Raw genomic sequence first — 22330 nt, forward strand, 5'->3', positions numbered from 1 at the left:
GTTTTAATTATCAAAGAGTGTGACGTACAAAAAAGAAACAGCGTTTCATCTTGATGATAATGGCAGGCAATTATCAATCAGGAGAATAAAATGAATTATAAAATACCTCTGGCCCTCACGATTTGCAGTTCACTTATTTCCGTTCCTGCGTTGGCTGCAACAGCCCCTGTCTGGAAAGCAATTGCTTTTGGGCAATCTACCGACATGAATTTCTCATCGAATGTGTTACCGGAAAAAATAGGCGTCAATGATGTCACCATCGCTGGTAAAAAGCTCTCTGTTGCGGATGAGGCAACGTTAACAAATCCGATCACAATTGAAAGCCGCGGCGGCAAAATTGCCAATTCCCACGACGGACTGACGTTTTTTTATACCCGACTTCCTGGTAACGAAAATTTTGTCTTACAGGCAACCATTACCGTTGAACAGTTCGGTCCTGAAAACGGAGCAAAACCCGCCGCGCAGGAAGGTGCAGGTTTGCTGGTACGAGACGTGATTGGTGCTCCGCGCCAGCAGCCGTTGAAAGAGGGTTATGAAGAGTTTCCGGCGGCATCAAATATGGTGATGAACGCCATTATGACGCAGGATAAAAAAGATAATTTCCGCGTGAAGATGCAAGCGATTACCCGCGAGGGGATTAGCCAGCCGTGGGGGAATGCTGGTGCCACTATCTCGAAACAGAGTTATCAGGAAGAGATTGATCTTCGCCAGACGCCAACCTTTCGCCTGAAACTAGAACGTACCAACGACGGTTTTATCAGCGCATGGGCGCCGCAGGGGAGTGATAAATGGGTCAGCCGCAGCGTACCGCGCGCCGATTTGATTTCGGTGCAAAATAAAGACCACTATTACGTGGGTTTTTTTGCCTCGCGTAACGCCAAAATTGTGGTTAGCGATGCCACATTAACCACCAGCAAAGCCCAGACTATTGATTCTAAACCCTGGCAGGCTAAGCCGTTGCCGGTTGTCGTACAAATAGCCTCTCCCGCCCAGAGCATTGGCGAAGCCTACATAGTGCAGGCACGCGCTAATTATGATGGCTTGTTTAGCGTGCGGCAGAACGAAGTGGTGATCGGTAATGAAAAACCGGTGAAAGCAGGTGAAATGTATACCCTGCCAACTCACCTGGCGGCAGAGAACACTTTTGCACTGACCTTTACACCAACAAGCGGTAAAGAGATAACGCCCATTTCGCAGACGTTCGCTGTCGAAAGGGTTGCCGGAACCATGGCTTCTACTCTGTATGCCGCAGCCGATGGTAAAGCGGATGGTGAAGGTACCGCTGCATCACCACTGGATTTGCCAACCGCTATATCTCTGTTGCCGCCAGGCGGGACGATTAATCTGAAAGCCGGAGATTATGCCCGGGCAGAGATCCCACTCACCGCCAGCGGCTTGCGTGATAAACCAAAAACGCTGCAAGCCGATGGCAAAGCGGTGATCCACGGTTTACTGGTTGATGCCAGCTACTGGCATATCAAAGGTATTGGCGTTACCGACAAGAGCCTGCGTGTGCAGGGTAGCCATAACGTGATCGAAAAAGTGGTCGCCTGGCGTAATGACGATACCGGCATTCAGATCTCCTCACCGGAAAACATTGGCCGCGCACTGTGGGCGAGCCATAACCGCGTGATCGATGCTGAGTCCTGGGGTAATGAAGATCCCGGCAAAATCAACGCTGACGGCTTCGCGGTGAAGATGCGCGTCGGTGACGGTAACCGCCTGGAGAGATGCTACTCCCATGACAATATCGATGACGGCTTTGATTTGTTTAATAAAATTGAGGACGGCGGCAACGGTGTTGTGGTGATCGAGAATTCTATTGCCAGCAACAATACCAGCAACGGTTTCAAACTGGGGGGAGAAGGGCAGCCAGTGGCGCATCAGGTGCGGAACAGTAAAGCGATTGCTAACCATCTGGACGGTTTCACCGACAATTTTAATCCTGGTGCGCTGGTGGTAGAGAACAATATCGCTGCGGATAATCAACGCTTTAACTTTATTTTTCGCCCAAGCCCCTATGGTGATGCTTCCACTCAGGGGAAATTTACCCACAACAAATCCGTGCGCAGTGCGCCGGGCCGCTATGACGATGCGGTGGTCGGAAATATTGATGAGACGAATTATTTTATTGAGAAAGGGCAGAGCGTGAACAACAAGGGGAAAACACTGGATAGTGGGGCGGTGCTGGCGGAACTGAAGATGTAGCCAGATGGCGCTCGCTTATCACACAACGGTAAGCGTGGCGCCACTCGGCATATCAGCAATTAATGATTGAACGTACCGAAAGAGATGTTCATGTTGCTGAAGAGAGCGATGATTTTGTTGATCAGTTTCATAATGGTTTCCTGCTTTGACTGAAGGTTATTTTCTGTGATGAACTTCACAAAAAAGAGTCTACGCCTCATTTTTTAACCGATCAACATTTTTGTGATATGCATCACAAAATAATAAAACACATTTTCAGTTTCATATTTACTGGAACGCAGCCATAAAAAAAGCCAGCCTGGAAACCAGACTGGCTTTTTAACGTTCAAGCCGGTGTTACATCGCTTTTTTGGTCAACTCGATAACACGCAGTTTCGCGATGGCTTTCGCCAGCTCCGCAGACGCCTGAGCGTAATCCACGTCACCGTGAGAGCTATTAATGTGCTCTTCTGCTTTACGCTTCGATTCCAGGGCTCGCGCTTCGTCGAGATCCTGGCCACGAATAGCGGTATCAGCCAGAACGGTCACGCTGCTCGGTTGCACTTCAAGAATGCCGCCGGACAGATAGATAAACTCTTCATGACCGAACTGTTTTACGATGCGGATCATACCAGGCTTAATGGCGGTGAGCAGCGGTGCGTGACCCGGGAAAATACCCAGTTCACCTTCACTACCCGTTACCTGGATTTTTTCGACCAGACCAGAGAACATTTGTTGCTCTGCGCTGACGACGTCCAGGTGGTAAGTCATTGCCATATCACCCTCCGATTAAGGCGTTAAAGTTTTTTGGCTTTTTCCACTGCTTCTTCGATGGAACCAACCATGTAGAACGCCTGCTCCGGCAGGTGATCGTATTCGCCTTCCATAATGCCTTTAAAGCCACGGATGGTGTCTTTCAGGGAGACATATTTGCCCGGAGAACCGGTAAATACTTCCGCTACGAAGAATGGCTGGGACAGGAAGCGCTGGATCTTACGTGCGCGAGCTACCACCAGTTTGTCTTCTTCAGACAGCTCATCCATACCGAGGATGGCGATGATGTCTTTCAGTTCCTGATAACGTTGCAGCAGAGACTGTACGCCACGCGCGGTGTCGTAGTGTTCCTGACCAACAACCAGCGGATCCAGCTGACGGCTGGTGGAATCCAGCGGGTCAACGGCCGGGTAGATACCCAGAGACGCGATCTGACGGCTCAGTACCACGGTTGCGTCAAGGTGCGCAAAGGTGGTGGCTGGTGACGGGTCAGTCAAGTCATCCGCAGGTACGTATACCGCCTGAACGGAGGTGATAGAACCGGTTTTGGTAGAGGTGATACGTTCCTGCAGAACACCCATCTCTTCCGCCAGCGTTGGCTGGTAACCTACCGCTGAAGGCATACGGCCCAGCAGTGCGGATACTTCAGTACCGGCAAGGGTATAACGGTAGATGTTGTCGACGAACAACAGAACGTCACGACCTTCGTCACGGAACTTCTCAGCCATGGTCAGGCCGGTCAGCGCAACGCGCAGACGGTTTCCCGGCGGCTCGTTCATCTGGCCGTAAACCAGGGATACTTTATCCAGAACGTTAGAGTCGGTCATTTCATGGTAGAAGTCGTTACCCTCACGAGTACGTTCACCCACGCCCGCAAAAACAGAGTAACCGGAGTGCTCGATCGCGATGTTACGGATCAGCTCCATCATGTTTACGGTTTTACCTACGCCCGCACCACCAAACAGACCGACTTTACCGCCCTTGGCGAACGGACACATCAGGTCGATAACTTTGATGCCGGTTTCCAGCAGTTCCTGAGAGCTGGAGAGCTCTTCATAGGAAGGTGCCGCGCGGTGAATCGCCCAACGCTCTTCTTCACCGATGTCGCCTTTCATGTCGATCGGCTGACCGAGCACGTTCATGATACGACCCAGTGTAGCTTTACCTACCGGGACTTCGATCGGGTGCGCAAGGTCATTAACTTCCAGACCACGACGCAGGCCGTCAGAAGAACCCATGGCGATGGTACGTACGATACCGCCGCCGAGCTGCTGCTGAACTTCCAGCACCAGCGTCTCGTTACCATTTTTAACCTCAAGAGCATCGTACACGCGCGGTACGGCATCCTGAGGGAATTCGACGTCAACTACGGCGCCGATTACCTGGACAATTTTTCCAGTAGCCATCATGAATCCTCTACGAATTAACCTGGTTATACCGCGGATGCACCACCGACGATTTCGGTGAGTTCCTGAGTAATGCTGGCCTGACGAGCTTTGTTGTATACCAACTGCAGCTCTTTAATCAGGCTGCCGCCATTGTCGGTCGCGGCTTTCATCGCCACCATACGTGCGGCCTGCTCGCTGGCCAGGTTTTCCACAACACCCTGGTAAACCTGAGATTCAACATAACGACGCAGGAGAGTATCCAGCAGCGCTTTTGGATCAGGTTCATACAGATAATCCCAGGATTTACGCTTCAACTCTTCATCTTCTGCAGCCGGTAACGGCAGCAGCTGAGTGATGGTCGGTACCTGAGACATGGTGTTGATAAATTTGTTGCTAACAATATAAAGCTTGTCGAGACGACCTTCGTCGTAGGCTTGCAACATTACTTTTACCGGGCCGATCAGCTCTGACAAGGACGGGTTATCACCCATACCAGTCACCTGAGCGACAACGTTGCCACCTACGGAATTAAAGAAAGAGACGCCTTTAGAGCCGATCATCGCGAGCTCGCTCTGAACGCCTTTATCGGACCACGCTTTCATATCCGCCAGCAGTTTTTTGAACAGGTTAATGTTCAAACCACCGCACAGACCACGGTCGGTCGACACCACCAGGTAGCCCACGCGTTTAACGTCGCGTTCTTCCAGATAGGGGTGCTTATATTCCAGATTACCGTTTGCAAGGTGACCAATCACTTTGCGCATGGTATCTGCATAAGGACGGCTGGACGCCATGCGATCCTGCGATTTACGCATTTTGGAAGCGGCGACCATCTCCATCGCTTTAGTGATCTTCTGCGTGTTCTGGACGCTTGCGATCTTACTACGTATCTCTTTTGCGCCGGCCATGAGCTTCTCCTCAATGCCTTGCGGCCTGCCCTAAGACAAGCCGCCAGACGTTACCAGGATTGGGTTGCTTTGAAGGAATCGAGGAGGCCTTTCAGCTTGCCTTCGATTTCGTCGTTATAGCCACCGGACTGGTTGATCTCTTGCATCAGCGGAGCGTGATCACGGTCAGCGAAAGCCAACAGAGCGGCTTCGAAGCTACCGATTTTCGCCAGTTCCACATCTTCGAGGTAACCGCGCTCAGCTGCGAACAGCACCAGGCCCTGTTGTGCAACAGACATAGGGGCATACTGTTTCTGTTTCAGCAGCTCGGTCACTTTCTGACCGTGGCTCAGCTGTTTACGGGTCGCTTCATCCAGATCGGACGCAAACTGCGAGAACGCCGCCAGTTCACGATACTGCGCCAGTGCGGTACGAATACCACCGGACAGTTTCTTGATGATCTTGGTCTGAGCTGCACCACCCACACGAGATACGGAGATACCCGGGTTAACCGCCGGACGAATACCGGAGTTAAACAGGTTGGTTTCCAGGAAGATCTGACCATCGGTAATAGAAATTACGTTGGTCGGAACGAACGCAGAAACGTCACCCGCCTGGGTTTCAATGATCGGCAGTGCGGTCAGAGAACCGGTTTTACCTTTCACTTCACCTTTGGTGAAGTTTTCAACGTATTCAGCATTAACGCGGGATGCGCGCTCCAGCAGACGAGAGTGGAGATAGAATACGTCGCCCGGGAATGCTTCACGTCCTGGCGGACGACGGAGCAGCAGGGAAACCTGGCGGTAAGCGACTGCCTGTTTGGACAGGTCATCGTATACGATCAGCGCATCTTCGCCGCGGTCGCGGAAGTATTCGCCCATTGCGCAACCGGCATACGGCGCCAGGTATTGCAGTGCAGCAGATTCAGAAGCGGTTGCAACAACAACGATGGTGTTGGACAGTGCGCCGTGCTCTTCCAGCTTGCGTACCACGTTAGCAATGGTAGAAGCTTTCTGGCCGATAGCGACGTATACGCATTTGATGCCGGAATCGCGCTGGTTGATGATCGCATCGATTGCCATCGCGGTTTTACCGGTCTGACGGTCACCGATGATCAATTCACGCTGACCACGACCGATTGGGATCATGGCGTCAACGGATTTATAACCCGTCTGAACCGGCTGATCGACGGACTGACGATCGATAACGCCCGGGGCGATAACTTCGATTGGCGAGAAGCCATCGTTATCAACCGGACCTTTCCCGTCGATCGGCGCGCCCAGGGTGTTGACCACACGGCCAAGCAGGCCACGGCCAACCGGAACTTCCAGAATACGGCCAGTACACTTCACCTTCATGCCTTCGGCGAGGTCAGCGTACGGACCCATCACAACTGCACCTACGGAGTCGCGCTCCAGGTTCAGTGCGATAGCGTAACGGTTACCCGGCAGAGAAATCATCTCGCCCTGCATACAGTCGGCCAGGCCGTGGATGCGGATAACACCGTCACTTACAGAAACAATAGTACCTTCGTTGTGAGCTTCGCTCACAACACTGAACTGAGCAATGCGCTGCTTGATCAGTTCGCTGATTTCGGTGGAATTCAGTTGCATGCTCCAGTCCCCTTAAGACTGCAAGACGTCTGCAAGGCGTTCAAGACGGCCGCGTACGCTGCCATCAATGACCATATCACCCGCACGGATGATTACGCCTGCCATTACAGACTTATCGATATTGCAATTCAGCTTCACTTTGCGTGACAGACGTTTTTCCATCGCGGCGCGGATCTTCGAAAGCTGTTCTTCACTCAGTGCGGACGCGGAAGTCACTTCGACTTCTGCGATAGCCTCGCTGGCTGCGCGTAACTGAATAAACTGCTCAAGAACATCAGGAAGCACTTTGATTCGACCATTTTCAGCCATCACCCGGATCAGGTTCTGACCTTTGTCGTCAAGTTGCTCCCCACAAACTGCGATAAACGACTTAGCGAGCGTTTCCGGTGCTAACGCGCCGGAGATAAGCTCTGCCATGTCTTCATTTTTCGTCACCTCGGCGGCGAACGCCAGCATATCCTGCCAGCGGTCAACGCTCTGAGTTTCGACGGCAAAGTCAAAAGCTGCTTTGGCGTAGGGGCGAGCTACCGTTACAAATTCAGACATCAGCCCCTCCTCCTTACAGTTCAGCGACCAGTTTATTCACGATGTCGCTGTTAGCAGCTTCATCCACGGAACGCTCGATGATTTTCTCGGCGCCGGCTACTGCCAGCAGAGCCACTTGCTTACGCAGCTCTTCGCGGGCGCGTTTGCGTTCGGCGTCAATTTCCGCCTGCGCCTGCGCCACGATTTTGGTACGTTCCTGCTCGGCTTCTGCTTTCGCTTCGTCCAGGATCTGAGAACGACGTTTGTTCGCCTGTTCAATGATTACCTGAGCTTCAGCTTTCGCTTTTTTCAGCTGGTCGGTCGCATTGGCCTGTGCAAGGTCAAGGTCCTTTTTAGCTCGTTCCGCGGAAGCAAGACCGTCAGCAATTTCTTTCTGACGTTTTTCGATGGCAGCCATTAACGGCGGCCATACGTACTTCATGCAGAACAGAACGAACAGGACAAACGCGATGGCCTGGCCGAGGATTGTTGCGTTTAGATTCACAGCACAATGCCTCTTATCTGGTTAACGTTCTAAACAATTGCTTGAAAAGCAACCCTTACTACGCGACAGCAAACATCACGTACAGACCCAGACCCACAGCGATCATCGGGATAGCATCCACCAGACCCATTACGATAAAGAACTGAGTACGCAGCAGAGGAATCAGATCCGGCTGACGCGCAGCGCCTTCCAGGAATTTACCCCCGAGGATGCCGATACCGATCGCAGCACCGATTGCCGCCAGACCCATCATCACAGCGGCAGCCAAGTACAGCAGATCCATATTCAGGTTTTCCATGACAGTCTCCAGTTTGTTTCAGTTAAAACGTAGTAGTGTTGTTAAAAATCAATGCTCTTCGGATGCCATCGACAGATAGACAATCGTCAGAACCATGAAGATAAAGGCTTGCAGCGTAATAATCAGGATGTGGAAAATGGCCCACGGCACATTCAGAACCCACTGTGACCACCACGGCAGAAGACCCGCGATCAGAATGAAAATCAACTCACCCGCGTACATGTTGCCGAACAGTCGCAGACCGAGTGAAACCGGTTTGGACAGCAGGCTCACGCCCTCAAGGATAAGGTTTACCGGAATAAATACCGGATGGTTGAACGGCTGGAGAGTCAGCTCTTTAGCGAAACCGCCAATACCCTTCATTTTGATGCTGTAGAACAGAATCAGGATAAATACGCCCAGCGCCATCGACAGGGTGATGTTGACGTCAGCAGACGGCACCACGCGCAGTGCAGGCAGACCCAGGACGTGCTCGCCAATCCACGGAAGGAAGTCGATAGGCAAAAGATCCATCAGGTTCATCAGGAATACCCAGACGAAGATCGTCAGGGCCAGTGGTGCGATAAGCTTGCTTTTGCCGTGGTACATGTCTTTGACGCTACCATGAACAAAACCAATCACCAGCTCAATCGCCGTCTGGAATTTCCCCGGGACACCGCTGGTGGCTTTTTTCGCTACGCTACGGAACATCACCAGGAACAACAGACCCAGAACCACTGAGAAAAACATGGAGTCGATATTCAGCGTCCAGAAAGTGGCCGGGGGGTTATGCGGATCCACCAGTGAGAAGGTACGCAGGTCAATCTGAAGGTTATTCAGATGGTGACCGATGTACTCCTGCGGTGTTGAGTATTCTCCTGCAGACATGATGCCTCTTACCCTTTGTTGTTAATTACAGCAGGTGCCAGTATCTGAACTACCAGCACCGAAACCCACGTGACTATCAGCGGCAAAAAAGCCACCTTGAAAACCGCCAGCGCCACCACCAGTAACACGAATGTCATCAACACCTTGAGCGCTTCACCGAAGGCGAAGGTCCAGGCCACGCGGCCTTTAGCGGGTGTATGCGCCTGATGACGCCAGGCAAAAATCATAAACAACATATTCGGCAGTAAGACTGCCATACCTCCGCACACGGCGGAAATGCCCCAGAAGGGGTCTTTGAGGCTAAACAGCAATCCACTTGCCATTACTGCCAGAAACTGAATAAGCAGAAGCCTGCGAGCAACGTTTCGACTATAGAGCGACACAGACATTGCGTTTCTTAACTCCTGCTCCCTTTGAGGTATGCCGCGTGTCGTATAAAACGTTCTTTGGAGCCCGGAGTCAAGCATCAAAAAGCGGTCAAATTATACGGTGCGGCCTCGTGATTTCAAACAATAAGTAGCGAAAAGGTGAATAAATGTTTAAATATTTTTCCCAAGCGCTATTTTTAAACTTTTGCAGAAACTGTGAACCTTCGAGCAAAAGTGCAAATAACGCGAAATTCCTGCTGGCAAAGCGTGCACTCGGTCACAAAATAAACATTTATGCACTCGCCTTATTTATCGCAGCAGGAATTTGATACTTTTCATCTTTCTGATATTTAAGCCGATTTATCACAACTCTTTTTAAAACACTCACATCTACTATGAAAACGATTTATTGACATTTTTAATAATTATTTAACAACAATATTTCGTTATCGAGGCCGATTTTTAGCGGACTGATATTTTCACAGTTGATTATTTTAAGCGTGAATAAAATTCACAGCGTTAAATGTCAGAAAAATCCTGGTAAAAATACGGTTAAATGTAACTGAACGTATCACCGTTTTTAATGTCGTTTTTTAACATCGCGGCAACCGCACGAATGATACATTTTTTGATAAAAATTAAACTTTATTTGCTTTAACGACGACTAAATGACGCTCGCCATCCAGGTGCGGAACATGCAGTTTAACAATTGTTTCTACACACAAATCAGCGGGTAACAGCGCAATTTCCTCTTCCGGCACTAAACCTTTAAGCGCATAGAAACGCCCTTCTTCGCCAGGCAAATGCCGGCACCAGTTCACCATGTCATTCAGCGAAGCAAAAGCGCGGCTGATAACACCGTCAAATGGCGGTTCTGCCGGGAAATCTTCGACACGACTCTGCACCGGTTCGATATTGCTCAGTTTCAATTCATGCTGAACCTGGCGTAAAAACCGTACCCGTTTGCCAAGGCTGTCGAGCAACGTGAAATGCGATTCAGGGCATACGATAGACAACGGAATGCCAGGCAATCCGGGGCCGGTCCCAACGTCAATAAAGCGTGAACCTTGCAGGTAAGGCGCAACCACAACGCTGTCGAGGATATGGCGGATCAGCATCTCGTTGGGATCGCGTACGGAAGTCAGGTTGTACGCTTTGTTCCATTTGTGCAGCAGTTCGACGTAAGCCACCAGTTGTTGTTGCTGGTGATCGGACAACGAAATACCTGCTTCATCGAGCAGACGAGAGAGTTTGTTAAGCACGGTTGTTACCTGTGGAATTAAAATGCCCGGTAAAACCGGGCAGATAAGTAAGATTAGGCGCTACGGCGCAGCATACCTTGTTTTTTCAGCCACACCAGCAGAATGGAGATCGCCGCCGGGGTAATGCCGGAAATGCGTGATGCCTGGCCAATGGACGACGGCTTATGATCGTTAAGCTTGGCGATCACTTCGTTGGAAAGCCCGTTAACCTGGCGGTAATCCAGCGTTGCGGGCAACAGCGTATTCTCATTGCGTTGCTGTTTTTCGATCTCATCCTGCTGACGCGCAATATAACCCTCGTATTTCACCTGGATTTCCACCTGCTCGGCAGCTTGTTGATCGTCCAGGCCCGGAGCGAACGGCGCCAACTGAACCAGTTGCTCGTAGGTCATCTCAGGACGACGCAGCAGATCTTCGCCGCTGGCTTCGCGCGATAACGGTGCAGTCAGATGTTCGTTGACCGCAGGCGCATGTTCAGAGGCTGGCGATACCCACTGAGATTTCAGGCGCTGACGTTCACGCTCGATAGTCTCCAGTTTTTCGTTGAAACGCGCCCAGCGCTCGTCATCCACCAGACCCAGCTCACGACCCGCTTCCGTCAGGCGCAGATCGGCATTGTCTTCGCGCAGCATCAGGCGGTACTCCGCGCGGGAGGTAAACATACGGTACGGCTCTTTTGTCCCCAGGGTGCAGAGATCGTCCACCAGTACGCCAAGATAAGCCTGATCGCGACGCGGCGCCCAGCCCTCTTTTTCGGTAGAGAAGCGCGCGGCATTAAGCCCCGCCAGCAGCCCCTGGGCCGCAGCTTCTTCGTACCCGGTGGTGCCGTTAATCTGGCCGGCAAAGAACAGACCCTGAATAAATTTGCTTTCAAGCGTAGGTTTCAGATCGCGCGGATCGAAGAAGTCGTACTCAATGGCGTAGCCAGGGCGAACAATCTTCGCGTTTTCCATCCCCTGCATGGAACGCACAATTTGCATCTGCACATCAAACGGCAGGCTGGTGGAGATACCGTTCGGGTAAATTTCGTTGGAGGTTAGTCCTTCCGGCTCAAGGAAGATCTGGTGCTGATTGCGATCGGCAAAGCGCATGACTTTATCTTCGATCGACGGGCAGTAACGCGGGCCGATCCCTTCGATAACACCGGCATACATCGGGCTGCGATCGAGGTTATTGCGGATCACATCGTGGGTTTTTTCATTGGTATGCGTGACATAGCACGGCACCTGACGCGGATGCTGCGCGACGTTGCCCATAAACGAGAACACCGGCATCGGGTTATCGCCATGCTGCTGGGCCAGAACGCTGAAATCGATAGTGCGCGCGTCAATACGCGGCGGTGTACCGGTTTTCAGGCGGCTGACGCGCAGCGGCAGTTCGCGCAGACGACGCGACAGCGGAATCGATGGCGGATCGCCCGCACGACCACCGCTGTAGTTATCAAGACCAATATGGATTTTACCGTCGAGGAATGTCCCTACGGTCAGCACCACCGCTTTCGCACGGAATTTGAGCCCCATCTGGGTCACGGCACCCACAACGCGATCGTTTTCGACGATCAGATCTTCAACCGCCTGCTGGAAGATCATCAGGTTCGGTTGGTTTTCAAGCGCTGTGCGCACTGCCTGGCGGTAAAGCACGCGGTCTGCCTGCGCACGTGTCGCACGGACTGCCGGGCCTTTGCTGGCGTTTAGTATCCTAAACTGAATGCCCGCCTGATCGATCGCCTTCGCCATCAGCCCGCCGAGCGCATCCACTTCTTTTACCAGGTGTCCTTTCCCAATACCGCCGATCGCCGGGTTGCAGCTCATCTGCCCCAGCGTGTCGATATTGTGTGTCAACAGCAGGGTCTGCTGACCCATACGCGCTGCGGCCATCGCGGCCTCAGTGCCTGCATGACCCCCGCCAATGATAATGACGTCAAAAGGATCCGGATAAAACATGGTGGTATGCCTCGCCTGAGCGGTTAGAAATTGGATTGAAGCCTGGGCCGTGGATTCTACTCAACTTTAGTCCAGTGAGAAAGGATCGGATCCCGGCTATTAAAAAGAAGATCTTTTATATGTAGAGATCTGTTCTATTGTGATCTCTTATTAGGATCGACAGGCGCTGTGGATAACCCTGATCATCACTTTAAGATCAAGTCATTAGTCAGGATCATTAGCTGTGAATGATCGGTGATCCTGAACCGTATAAGCTGGGATCAGAATGGCTAGTTATACACAAGTCAAAAACTGAACTGCAGTTGCTAATGGGATAACTACCGGTTGATCAGTGCTTTTAAGCATAGTTATCCACATCTGATCGCACGATCTTTAATCGTTATTGAGTAAATTTTTCCAAGATCCCAGCCATTCTTCCGCTGGATCTTCCGGAATATCGTGATCAAGGATGTTGATCTTCAGCGTTTCGCCGATCTGTTTTGCTCCGCACGCCGTTAATGAAGCTTCCAGTTTTTCGATCGCCTGACAGAACGTGTCATATTCGCGGCTACCGATACCGATAGCGCCAAAGCGTACCTGGGAGAGATCCGGTTTTTGCGCGTTCAAATCGTCTAAAAGCGGCTGCAGGTTTTCGGGCAGATCGCCCGCACCATGGGTGGAACTGACCACCAGCCAGGTGCCCTGCAAAGCAAGATCCTCTAAAAGCGGGCCGTGCAGCGTCTCGGTACTGAAACCCGCGTCTTCCAGCTTTTCCGCCAGATGTTCTGCCACATATTCCGCGCCGCCAAGGGTGCTGCCGCTAATAAGAGTGATGTCTGCCATGAAGCCCGCTCCGTTTTACCCGCCATTCGGCGATAAATAGGGGGGCATTGTACGCTGTGAATGGGCTGGGATCTACCTGTGGACAATACGGGTATTATTTGAGGATGAAAACGCCCGGTTAAGGGCGGATCGTGCGCATGATCGGGTTTTGCAGGGAGATTAGCGTCTCCGTGGATTGAATTTCATCAATTGTTTGGATCTTGTTGATAAGTACCTGCTGCAAGGCGTCAATGGATCGACACATTACCTTAATAAAGATGCTGTAGTGCCCGGTGGTGTAATAAGCCTCGGTCACCTCTTCCAGACTTTCCAGCTTCGCCAGCGCGGAGGGGTAATCTTTGGCGCTTTTCAAAATAATGCCGATAAAACAGCAGACGTCATATCCCAGTTGTTTCGGGCTTACATCAATGCGCGCACCGGTAATGATCCCTGCCTGCTTCATTTTCTCTACGCGTACGTGAATAGTGCCGGGGCTGACGCCGAACTGTTTGGCAAGCTCGGCATAGGCGGTGCGCGCATTTGCCATTAAGGCATCCAGGATGCCGCGGTCCAGATTGTCGATCTGATAATTTTCCATAGAATTTTCTTATGAAGAATAATGATTCTTTCTATTTTAGCTTGCTGTATTAACGAATCAAAAGCGTTACCGGCTTTTTAATTATGAATTATTGAGTTATTGCGATGTTTTATTGCTTAATGCATAGCAACAGGACACAGGAGTAACATAATGAAAACCGCTTACATCGCCAGACAACGTCAGATTGCTTTCGTGAAATCTTTTTTCTCTCGCCAGCTGGAGGAGAAACTGGGGCTGATTGAAGTTCAGGCGCCGATCCTTAGCCGCGTGGGTGATGGCACGCAGGATAACCTGTCGGGGTGTGAAAAAGCGGTACAGGTCAATGTGAAAACGTTACCGGATGCCCGTTTCGAAGTGGTGCATTCACTGGCTAAATGGAAACGTCAGACGCTGGGCCAGCACGACTTCAGCGCCGGTGAAGGGCTATACACGCACATGAAAGCCCTGCGCCCGGATGAAGATCGCCTTTCTTCTATTCACTCCGTCTATGTGGATCAGTGGGACTGGGAACGCGTACTCGGTGATGATCAACGCAAGCTGGCCACGTTAAAAAGCACCGTAGAGGCGATCTGGTCAGGGATCAAAGAGACTGAAGCTGCCGTCAGCGAGCGATTTGGTCTGGCACCGTTCCTGCCAGAGCAGATCCACTTTGTACACAGCGAAGCGCTGCTCAGCCGCTTTCCGCATCTCGACGCCAAAGGTCGCGAGAGAGCGATCGCGAAAGAGCTGGGCGCGGTGTTCCTGATGGGCATTGGCGGCAAACTTAGCGACGGCAAGCGTCATGATGTGCGTGCGCCGGATTATGATGACTGGAGCACGGCAGCGGAAGCGGGTTTCAGCGGTCTGAATGGCGATATTCTGGTGTGGAATCCGGTACTGGAAGACGCGCTGGAACTGTCGTCGATGGGCATTCGCGTCGATGCCGACGCCTTAAAACGCCAGTTAAAGCTGACCGGCGATGAAGATCGCTTACAACTGGAGTGGCACCAGGCGCTGTTGCGCGGTGAGATGCCACAAACTATCGGCGGCGGCATCGGTCAATCGCGCCTTACCATGCTGCTGCTGCAATTACCGCACATCGGGCAAGTGCAGTGCGGCGTGTGGCCTGCGCACGTCCGCGAGCAGGTTTCCGGCCTGCTTTAACGCCGCCAGCGCCGTAACAGGCGGCTGCGCATCCCGGTGTCGAAGCGCCAGATATGGTCGAAGATACGCATGATGCCGGGCTTGCCGTGGGACGACATCGCCACCGCGTGAAAGCGATGTTGATGAATATGCTGGAGTTCCTTTACCTTACTGACGACATCGTCCGGCAGGCGCTGGGCGATAAAATCCGAAATCACCACTGCATCCGCGTCATACCACTCTCCGCCCTGCATCCGTTCGATGATCGCGCGAAAACAACTCGCCAGATCGGTGCCACCGCGAAAGCGCTGGCTGAGAAAACGGATCGCCTGCTCCAGCCCCTGCGCACTGGTAAGTTCATAGCGCACCACTTCGCTGGAAAACAGCATAATAAAACAGCGCCGTTTGTCCGCCAGCGCCACGCGCATTAACGCCAGGCAGAACGCTTTGGCACACTGCTCATTAAAGCCGCCCATGGAACCGGAGGTATCGACACAGACAATGAAGGGGCCGCGCGGTTGCTGGTCAAAATCCTGGTGAACGACCGGGCGTTCCGTCACTTTTTCCCGCCAGGCATCGCCATGCAGGCGATAAGTCAGCAACTGTTTTTCCACCAGCCGCCGGTAAAACTCATACTCCAGTTCGGTAATACCCAGCGTTGCCAGCTCCGGCGGCAATAAGCGCAGGATATCGTCGCTCTGGTGCAGTCCGTCAACCTGCTCCGGTACGATTGCAGGTTCGCGCACCATGGTGCGGAAGGTTTCCATCGGCGCATCTTTACGCGGCACCGACCTGGCTTCCCGTGAGCGGCCAAGCTGTTCCGCCAGTTGCTGGAGTTCCGGTTGCTCTTTGAGAAAATCACCGTACTTCACGATCAGCTGATAATCACCGCGTTTGAGCTGCCCGGCGCTCATATCCCATAGCCTGCCTGCGGCATTTTCATTTTCGATCAGGACCGGTTCTAGCTGGCCGCTGAGCGTCATGCGTTCCTGCACTTCACTGAGCAGCTGCTCACGCTCCTCTTCCAGTAACTGCTGGTTGAAAGCGGTAGTTTGCACCACCAGGCTCAGCCGCCAGCGTTGCAAAAACAGGGTATGCAGCGCGGGAGTGAAAACCGGGTTATCGGCGACCATTTGTCGCGCCTGGGTGGCAAAAGGGGAGTGCAACTTTTCCAGTAATGCCAGAATTTGTGGTAACTGAATGGTAAATTGCGAAGTCGAAAGTAACTGATTTTGCTGGTAGCTAAGCACCTCTTGCGCCAGCTCCGGCGGCACTTCCGCCTCTTTCAGATGCTTTTTCAGTGCCTCGCGCCAGCGCGGCACATCTTCTGTTATCGCATGTTTGAGTTTGGGAAATTTTTCGAAAAACAGCGCCAGTTGCGGTGAAGCCAGCAGGAGGACAATTAGTTCTTCAACTAACGCCTCCTCACTGATGGTGAGTATTACATTCAGAGTTTCCAGCGTTAGCATTGCCGCGCCTGTTGGATCTGCGCTCTGACATCCTGCAGGCTGGCTTCAATGCGACCTAACCAGTCGGCGGCAATAAACAGGCATTTTTGCTGTTCGCTAAAGCGGGTGTGCTGCTGGTGCCAGGTATTGTCCAGTGCTTCCAGTTGTTGCTTGATCTCTTCCGGCACATTTTCAGTGGTACTGCCACCGGACAGGGCAAGACGCGATCCTTGCAGGCTGACGTCGCGGATCAACAGATGCAGGCTGGTATCCACTTCCAGATTCAGCACTTGCGCAAAACCAATGCCGTTGAGTTTGCCGCGGATCTCACCGCCTTTCGCCAGCCACTGCTCCAGCGCACCGCGTTCAATAGTGACGTGGATAACCTGCAAATCATGCAGTTTTAACGGCTGTTGCAGAAGGAGGGTCAACACCGGTTCGGTTAAACCGGCGGGTAACTCATAATGCGGCTTACGGCTGAACATCCCGCCCTGACGGCTCACTTTGAGTGCTGTTTTGTCGCTTTGTTGTTGCTGAAGTTGCAGGTGGCGCTGCGAAATTGTGGTGAGCTGCGCAATCATCGATTGCTGCTGCCAGGCGTGCCCGGTCATCAATACTTCCAGTTGCTGCTCCAGCAGACGCATGCCTTCCGCATCGTGCCACAGGCAATCTTTCAGCAGGATTAAATCAATCGGCGCGACTGCATCGCGACCGCTGAAAAAGGCGCTGGCCTGTAACAGGCGGATAGCCTTTTTCCAGCGACGATCGGAAACATACGGCGCGCTCGGCAACGCATCAAGCTGCTGGCGCAACGTATAAATAAGCTCAAAGACATTATCCGGCAGTTTGACCTTGCCAATCTCCTGTTGCCAGCTGGCGTACTCTTCATCGGTGATTTGCAACTCAGCTGGCACCGGATTGTCGTTCTCATCCTGCTGGCTAATCAGCATCGAGCGGAAATTGCCCTTCTCCTGTACTTTGTCGAGCCACAGGCGAATCAACATGCGGTCATATAGCGCTTCAAGGCTGCTGTCCGCTTCGGGCAGTTCGTTTGAGGCGGCCACCAGCAGGCGCATGGGGATTTTCTCTTCGCTGGCACCATTGCGAAAACGCCGTTCGTTAATTGCGGTCAGCAGGGTGTTGAGAATGGCCGGACCGGCTTTCCAGATCTCATCCAGAAAGACAATTTCAGCTTCCGGTAAATAGCCGCTGGTTAAACGCTCATAGCGGCCTTCATCTTTCAGCGCCTGAATGGAAAGCGGGCCAAACACCTCTTCCGGTGTGGAGAAACGGGTCATCAAATATTCGAAAGCGCGGGCATGTTTGAAGGCAAACTTCAGACGGCGAGCAATCAGGCTTTTGGCAATGCCCGGCGGGCCAAGAAGAAACACACTCTCACCGCTTAGTGCCGCCAGCAAACACAGGCGAATGGCGTGGCTGCGCTCGAAGAGTCCTTTTTCCAGTGCGCTGCTTAAGCGGGAAATTCTTTCTGCTAATAAATGTGAGTGAGCCATAATAGATTTGCGTCCTTTCGCCGTGTTATCCGGCTTGCAAAAGCGAGTATAGACGTTCCTGAAAGGGCTTGTAATAGACTGAAGAACGGCTTTATTTTCTTTGCGCCAGATTAATGTGGCCGCATTTAGGGGTACGATTTCGCAAATAATCGTGCATACTGTGCGCTTTTTGTGGGCCAAGGGACTAAGCACACATTGTGGCATTCAATTAAAAGATTAGTCTATGAGCACTGATAATAAGCAATCATTGCCCGCGGTTACGCTTGCGGCGATTGGGGTTGTCTACGGTGATATCGGTACCAGCCCGCTTTATACACTTCGTGAATGTTTGTCCGGTCAGTTCGGCTTTGGTGTTGAACGGGATGCTGTGTTCGGCTTTCTGTCGCTCATCTTCTGGCTGCTAATTTTCGTTGTCTCCATTAAGTACCTGACCTTTGTGATGCGGGCAGATAACGCCGGTGAAGGCGGGATCTTAACCCTGATGTCGCTGGCCGGGCGCAATACATCCGCAAGGATGACCTCGGTGCTGGTGATCATGGGACTGATTGGCGGCAGCTTCTTCTATGGCGAAGTGGTCATCACGCCCGCCATCTCGGTGATGTCGGCGATAGAGGGGCTGGAAATTATCGCGCCTTCGCTCGACGCCTGGATTGTGCCGCTGTCGATTGTGGTGTTAACCCTGCTGTTCGCGATCCAGAAACACGGTACTGGTCTTGTGGGTAAGCTGTTTGCGCCCATTATGCTGGCGTGGTTTTTGATTCTCGCGGTGCTCGGTGCACGCAGCATTATTGATAATCCTGAGGTGTTGCAGGCGCTGAACCCCGTTTGGGCGGTGAACTTCTTCCTGCAATATAAAGCTATCTCCTTTGTGGCGCTGGGCGCGGTGGTGCTGTCGATCACCGGGGTGGAAGCGCTGTATGCGGATATGGGCCACTTCGGTAAGCTGCCGATCCGCGTGGCGTGGTTTATCGTTGTGCTGCCGTCGCTGGTGCTGAACTACTTTGGCCAGGGCGCGCTGCTACTGAAAACGCCGGAAGCGATTAAAAACCCCTTCTTCCTGCTTGCGCCGGAATGGGCGCTGATCCCAATGCTGATTATCGCCACGCTGGCGACGGTGATTGCCTCGCAGGCGGTGATTTCCGGCGTGTTCTCGCTGACGCGCCAGGCCGTGCGTCTGGGGTATCTGGCACCGATGCGCATCATCCATACCTCGGAGATGGAATCCGGGCAGATCTATATCCCGTTCATTAACTGGCTGCTCTACTTTGCAGTGGTGCTGGTTATTGTCAGCTTTGAGCACTCCAGTAACCTGGCGGCGGCGTACGGTATCGCCGTAACCGGTACGATGGTGCTGACCTCGATTCTCTCCACCACGGTGGCGCGCAAAAACTGGCACTGGAACAAAGTGCTGGTGGGGCTGCTTCTGCTTTTATTCCTCTCTATCGATGTGCCGCTGTTCTCGGCGAACCTCGATAAAATCGTCTCCGGCGGTTGGTTGCCATTAACCCTGGGGCTGGTGATGTTCATGGTCATGACGACCTGGAAGAGCGAGCGTTTCCGCCTGCTGCGCCGTATGCATGAACACGGTAACTCTCTGGAGGCGATGATTGCCTCGCTGGAGAAATCACCGCCGGTGCGCGTACCGGGCACAGCGGTGTATATGTCGCGGGCATTGAACGTTATTCCGTTCGCGATGATGCATAACCTGAAGCACAACAAGGTGCTGCATGAGCGAGTGATCCTGCTGACCCTGCGTACTGAAGATGCGCCGTACGTGCACAATGTACGCCGGGTGCAGATTGAGCAATTGTCGCCGACTTTCTGGCGTGTGGTGGCGAGCTACGGCTGGCGCGAAACGCCAAATGTGGAAGAGGTGTTCCACCGTTGCGGGCTGGAAGGGCTGAACTGTCGCATGATGGAAACCTCGTTCTTTATGTCACATGAGTCGTTGATTCTGGGCAAACGTCCCTGGTATTTGCGTCTGCGCGGTAAGCTTTATCTGGTGCTGCAGCGCAACGCGTTGCGTGCACCAGACCAGTTTGAGATCCCGCCAAACCGGGTGATAGAACTGGGAACGCAGGTCGAAATTTAATGCTAATAAAACCCCTCGATATGAGGGGTTTTTGCTATTAATTACTGTCTGTTTCACTTAAAACAGGAAAGCTGTTTTTTTCATCATTTCGACAAGCGAAACGTTTCGATATCGATCACACTTCTGTAACGGCAAGATGGTTTTCTGCACATTCTTCGTACTACACTGCATCCAGCGAAACGTTTCGCTGATGGAGCATAAAAAATGAAAAAAGGTCGTGTGCTTAACGCTGATATCTCGTCAGTCATCTCTCGTCTTGGTCATACCGATTCGCTGGTGGTGTGTGATGCCGGGTTGCCGGTGCCGCGTAACACGCAACGTATTGATATGGCATTAACGCAGGGCGTGCCTTCCTTTATGCAAGTACTGGAAGTGGTGACGGCGGAAATGCAGGTTGAGTCCGCGATTATCGCCTCGGAGATTAAGCAGCATAATCCGCAGCTCCATGAAACGTTGCTCAAGCATATTGAGCAGCTGCAGCAACACCAGGGAAATAACATAGAAGTGCGGTACGTTACGCACGAGCAATTTAAAAAACACACCGCGGACAGTCATGCGGTGATTCGCAGCGGGGAGTGTTCCCCGTTTGCGAATATCATTCTCTGTGCTGGCGTGACCTTCTGAGGCCATCATGGACGCGTTACTACAACTCAAAGGCATCGACAAAGCCTTTCCCGGCGTAAAAGCCCTCTCCGGCGCGGCGCTGAATGTTTACCCAGGCCGCGTAATGGCGCTGGTGGGTGAAAACGGCGCCGGCAAATCAACGATGATGAAAGTGCTGACGGGTATCTACACCCGTGACGCCGGTTCGCTGCTGTGGTTAGGCAAAGAAACCACCTTCACCGGGCCGAAATCCTCCCAGGAAGCCGGTATTGGCATCATCCACCAGGAACTGAACCTGATTCCGCAACTCACCATTGCCGAGAACATCTTTCTCGGCCGCGAGTTTGTGAATCGCTTTGGCAAAATCGACTGGAAAAAGATGTTTGCCGAAGCTGACAAACTGCTGGCGAAGCTGAATCTGCGTTTTAAAAGCGAGCGGCTGGTCGGCGAACTGTCGATTGGCGATCAGCAGATGGTCGAAATCGCCAAAGTGATGAGCTACGAATCGCAGGTCATCATTATGGATGAGCCAACCGATGCCCTGACCGATACCGAAACCGAATCGCTGTTTCGCGTCATTCGCGAGCTGAAATCGCAGGGGCGCGGCATCGTCTATATTTCTCACCGCATGAAAGAGATCTTCGAGATTTGCGATGACGTGACCGTCTTTCGTGACGGGCAATTTATTGCCGAACGCGAAGTAGCCACGCTGACCGAAGATACGCTGATTGAAATGATGGTAGGCCGCAAACTGGAAGATCAATATCCGCGGCTGGATAAAGCGCCGGGCGAAATTCGCCTTACCGTTGATAAGCTCTGTGGGCCGGGCGTGGAAAACGTCAGTTTTACACTGCGTAAAGGCGAAATTCTTGGCGTGGCCGGATTGATGGGCGCGGGGCGCACCGAGCTGATGAAAGTGCTGTATGGCGCGCTGCCGCGCACCAGCGGTTATGTCACGCTCGACGGCCATGAAGTGATCACCCGCTCACCGCAGGACGGGCTGGCAAACGGTATTGTTTATATTTCGGAAGACCGCAAGCGCGATGGCTTAGTGCTCGGCATGTCCGTGAAAGAGAATATGTCGCTGACTGCGCTGCGTTATTTCAGCCATGCGGGCGGTACGCTGAAACACAAAGATGAGCAGCAGGCGGTAAATGATTTTATTCGTCTGTTTAATGTGAAAACGCCTTCTATGGAGCAGGCCATTGGTTTGCTCTCCGGCGGGAATCAGCAAAAAGTGGCGATTGCTCGCGGTCTGATGACCCGACCGAAAGTGCTGATCCTCGACGAGCCGACGCGTGGTGTCGACGTTGGGGCGAAAAAAGAGATTTATCAGTTAATTAACCAGTTTAAGGCCGATGGCCTGAGCATCATTCTTGTCTCCTCCGAAATGCCGGAAGTGCTGGGCATGAGCGATCGCATAATGGTGATGCATGAAGGGCATCTCGGCGGTGAATTCACGCGCGAGCAGGCCACTCAGGAAGTGTTGATGGCTGCCGCTGTGGGCAAGCTTAATCGTGTGAATCAGGAGTAAA

At 52.4% G+C, this 22330-nt stretch carries 20 protein-coding genes; 5 read left to right on the forward strand and 15 right to left on the reverse strand.

Features of this window, described 5'->3' with window-relative positions; translation table 11 throughout:
• Positions 1–90: 90 nt before the first annotated feature.
• Complete coding sequence (locus tag RT644_RS22765; RefSeq protein ID WP_313628234.1) at positions 91–2208, forward strand: right-handed parallel beta-helix repeat-containing protein; 2118 nt, start codon at positions 91–93, stop codon at positions 2206–2208.
• A 336-nt stretch (positions 2209–2544) separates the two neighbouring features.
• Here the strand turns inward: RT644_RS22765 and RT644_RS22770 are convergent, their stop codons facing one another.
• From RT644_RS22770 to asnC, 13 genes are all read right to left on the reverse strand, one after another.
• Complete coding sequence (locus RT644_RS22770) at positions 2545–2964, reverse strand: F0F1 ATP synthase subunit epsilon (protein WP_017458049.1); 420 nt, start codon at positions 2962–2964, stop codon at positions 2545–2547.
• Positions 2965–2984: 20 nt separating this feature from the next.
• Positions 2985–4367 (reverse strand): F0F1 ATP synthase subunit beta, encoded by a 1383-nt coding sequence (gene atpD / locus RT644_RS22775; RefSeq protein ID WP_017458048.1) that lies wholly within the window; start codon positions 4365–4367, stop codon positions 2985–2987.
• 26 nt (positions 4368–4393) lie between these two features.
• Positions 4394–5257 carry a F0F1 ATP synthase subunit gamma gene (atpG, locus tag RT644_RS22780; RefSeq protein ID WP_017458047.1) on the reverse strand — a complete coding sequence of 288 codons (864 nt, stop codon included), beginning with the start codon at positions 5255–5257 and terminating at the stop codon, positions 4394–4396.
• Between the two features lie 50 nt (positions 5258–5307).
• Entirely contained in the window at positions 5308–6849 is a 1542-nt protein-coding gene (gene atpA / locus RT644_RS22785) for a F0F1 ATP synthase subunit alpha (RefSeq protein WP_017458046.1), read from the reverse strand.
• Positions 6850–6861: 12 nt separating this feature from the next.
• Positions 6862–7395: a F0F1 ATP synthase subunit delta gene (gene atpH / locus RT644_RS22790; protein WP_017458045.1), complete on the reverse strand. Its 534-nt coding sequence runs from the start codon at positions 7393–7395 to the stop codon at positions 6862–6864.
• A gap of 13 nt (positions 7396–7408) precedes the next feature.
• On the reverse strand, positions 7409–7879 hold the full coding sequence (atpF, locus tag RT644_RS22795; RefSeq protein ID WP_017458044.1) for a F0F1 ATP synthase subunit B: 471 nt from the start codon (positions 7877–7879) through the stop codon (positions 7409–7411).
• A gap of 58 nt (positions 7880–7937) precedes the next feature.
• The gene (atpE, locus tag RT644_RS22800) at positions 7938–8177 is read right to left on the reverse strand and encodes a F0F1 ATP synthase subunit C (RefSeq protein ID WP_007369368.1); all 240 of its coding nucleotides are present in this window, start codon (positions 8175–8177) and stop codon (positions 7938–7940) included.
• Between the two features lie 48 nt (positions 8178–8225).
• A complete protein-coding gene (atpB, locus tag RT644_RS22805) occupies positions 8226–9044 on the reverse strand; it encodes a F0F1 ATP synthase subunit A (RefSeq protein ID WP_020455863.1) in 819 nt (272 codons plus the stop codon).
• Between the two features lie 8 nt (positions 9045–9052).
• Positions 9053–9433 carry a F0F1 ATP synthase subunit I gene (gene atpI / locus RT644_RS22810; protein ID WP_017458042.1) on the reverse strand — a complete coding sequence of 127 codons (381 nt, stop codon included), beginning with the start codon at positions 9431–9433 and terminating at the stop codon, positions 9053–9055.
• 617 nt (positions 9434–10050) lie between these two features.
• Positions 10051–10674 (reverse strand): 16S rRNA (guanine(527)-N(7))-methyltransferase RsmG, encoded by a 624-nt coding sequence (gene rsmG, locus RT644_RS22815; RefSeq protein WP_045514648.1) that lies wholly within the window; start codon positions 10672–10674, stop codon positions 10051–10053.
• A gap of 53 nt (positions 10675–10727) precedes the next feature.
• Complete coding sequence (gene mnmG, locus RT644_RS22820) at positions 10728–12617, reverse strand: tRNA uridine-5-carboxymethylaminomethyl(34) synthesis enzyme MnmG (protein WP_313628241.1); 1890 nt, start codon at positions 12615–12617, stop codon at positions 10728–10730.
• A gap of 372 nt (positions 12618–12989) precedes the next feature.
• Positions 12990–13439 (reverse strand): FMN-binding protein MioC, encoded by a 450-nt coding sequence (gene mioC / locus RT644_RS22825; RefSeq protein WP_045514644.1) that lies wholly within the window; start codon positions 13437–13439, stop codon positions 12990–12992.
• 118 nt (positions 13440–13557) lie between these two features.
• Positions 13558–14016, reverse strand: a complete 459-nt coding sequence (asnC, locus tag RT644_RS22830; RefSeq protein WP_007369362.1) for a transcriptional regulator AsnC — start codon at positions 14014–14016, stop codon at positions 13558–13560.
• Positions 14017–14166: 150 nt separating this feature from the next.
• Between asnC and asnA the strand changes: the two genes are divergently transcribed.
• A complete protein-coding gene (gene asnA / locus RT644_RS22835) occupies positions 14167–15159 on the forward strand; it encodes an aspartate--ammonia ligase (protein ID WP_313628244.1) in 993 nt (330 codons plus the stop codon).
• On the opposite strand, the gene viaA is transcribed toward asnA, so the two are convergent.
• Positions 15156–16607, reverse strand: a complete 1452-nt coding sequence (gene viaA / locus RT644_RS22840; RefSeq protein ID WP_020455868.1) for an ATPase RavA stimulator ViaA — start codon at positions 16605–16607, stop codon at positions 15156–15158. The two genes, asnA and viaA, sit on opposite strands and share 4 nt — an antisense overlap.
• Positions 16601–18100, reverse strand: coding sequence for an ATPase RavA (gene ravA / locus RT644_RS22845; protein ID WP_313628246.1), 1500 nt, complete (start codon positions 18098–18100; stop codon positions 16601–16603). The genes viaA and ravA overlap by 7 nt, the downstream gene beginning before the upstream one ends.
• Positions 18101–18323: 223 nt before the next feature.
• Between ravA and kup the strand changes: the two genes are divergently transcribed.
• The 3 genes from kup (at position 18324) to rbsA (ending at position 22329) form a co-directional block, all read left to right on the forward strand.
• Positions 18324–20192 carry a low affinity potassium transporter Kup gene (kup, locus tag RT644_RS22850; protein ID WP_020455870.1) on the forward strand — a complete coding sequence of 623 codons (1869 nt, stop codon included), beginning with the start codon at positions 18324–18326 and terminating at the stop codon, positions 20190–20192.
• Between the two features lie 204 nt (positions 20193–20396).
• Positions 20397–20816 carry a D-ribose pyranase gene (gene rbsD / locus RT644_RS22855; protein ID WP_020455871.1) on the forward strand — a complete coding sequence of 140 codons (420 nt, stop codon included), beginning with the start codon at positions 20397–20399 and terminating at the stop codon, positions 20814–20816.
• A gap of 7 nt (positions 20817–20823) precedes the next feature.
• A complete protein-coding gene (rbsA, locus tag RT644_RS22860) occupies positions 20824–22329 on the forward strand; it encodes a ribose ABC transporter ATP-binding protein RbsA (protein ID WP_020455872.1) in 1506 nt (501 codons plus the stop codon).
• The last annotated feature ends 1 nt before the right edge of the window (position 22330 follow it).

The organism is Kosakonia sp. (assembly GCF_032104925.1).
GTDB lineage: Bacteria > Pseudomonadota > Gammaproteobacteria > Enterobacterales > Enterobacteriaceae > Kosakonia.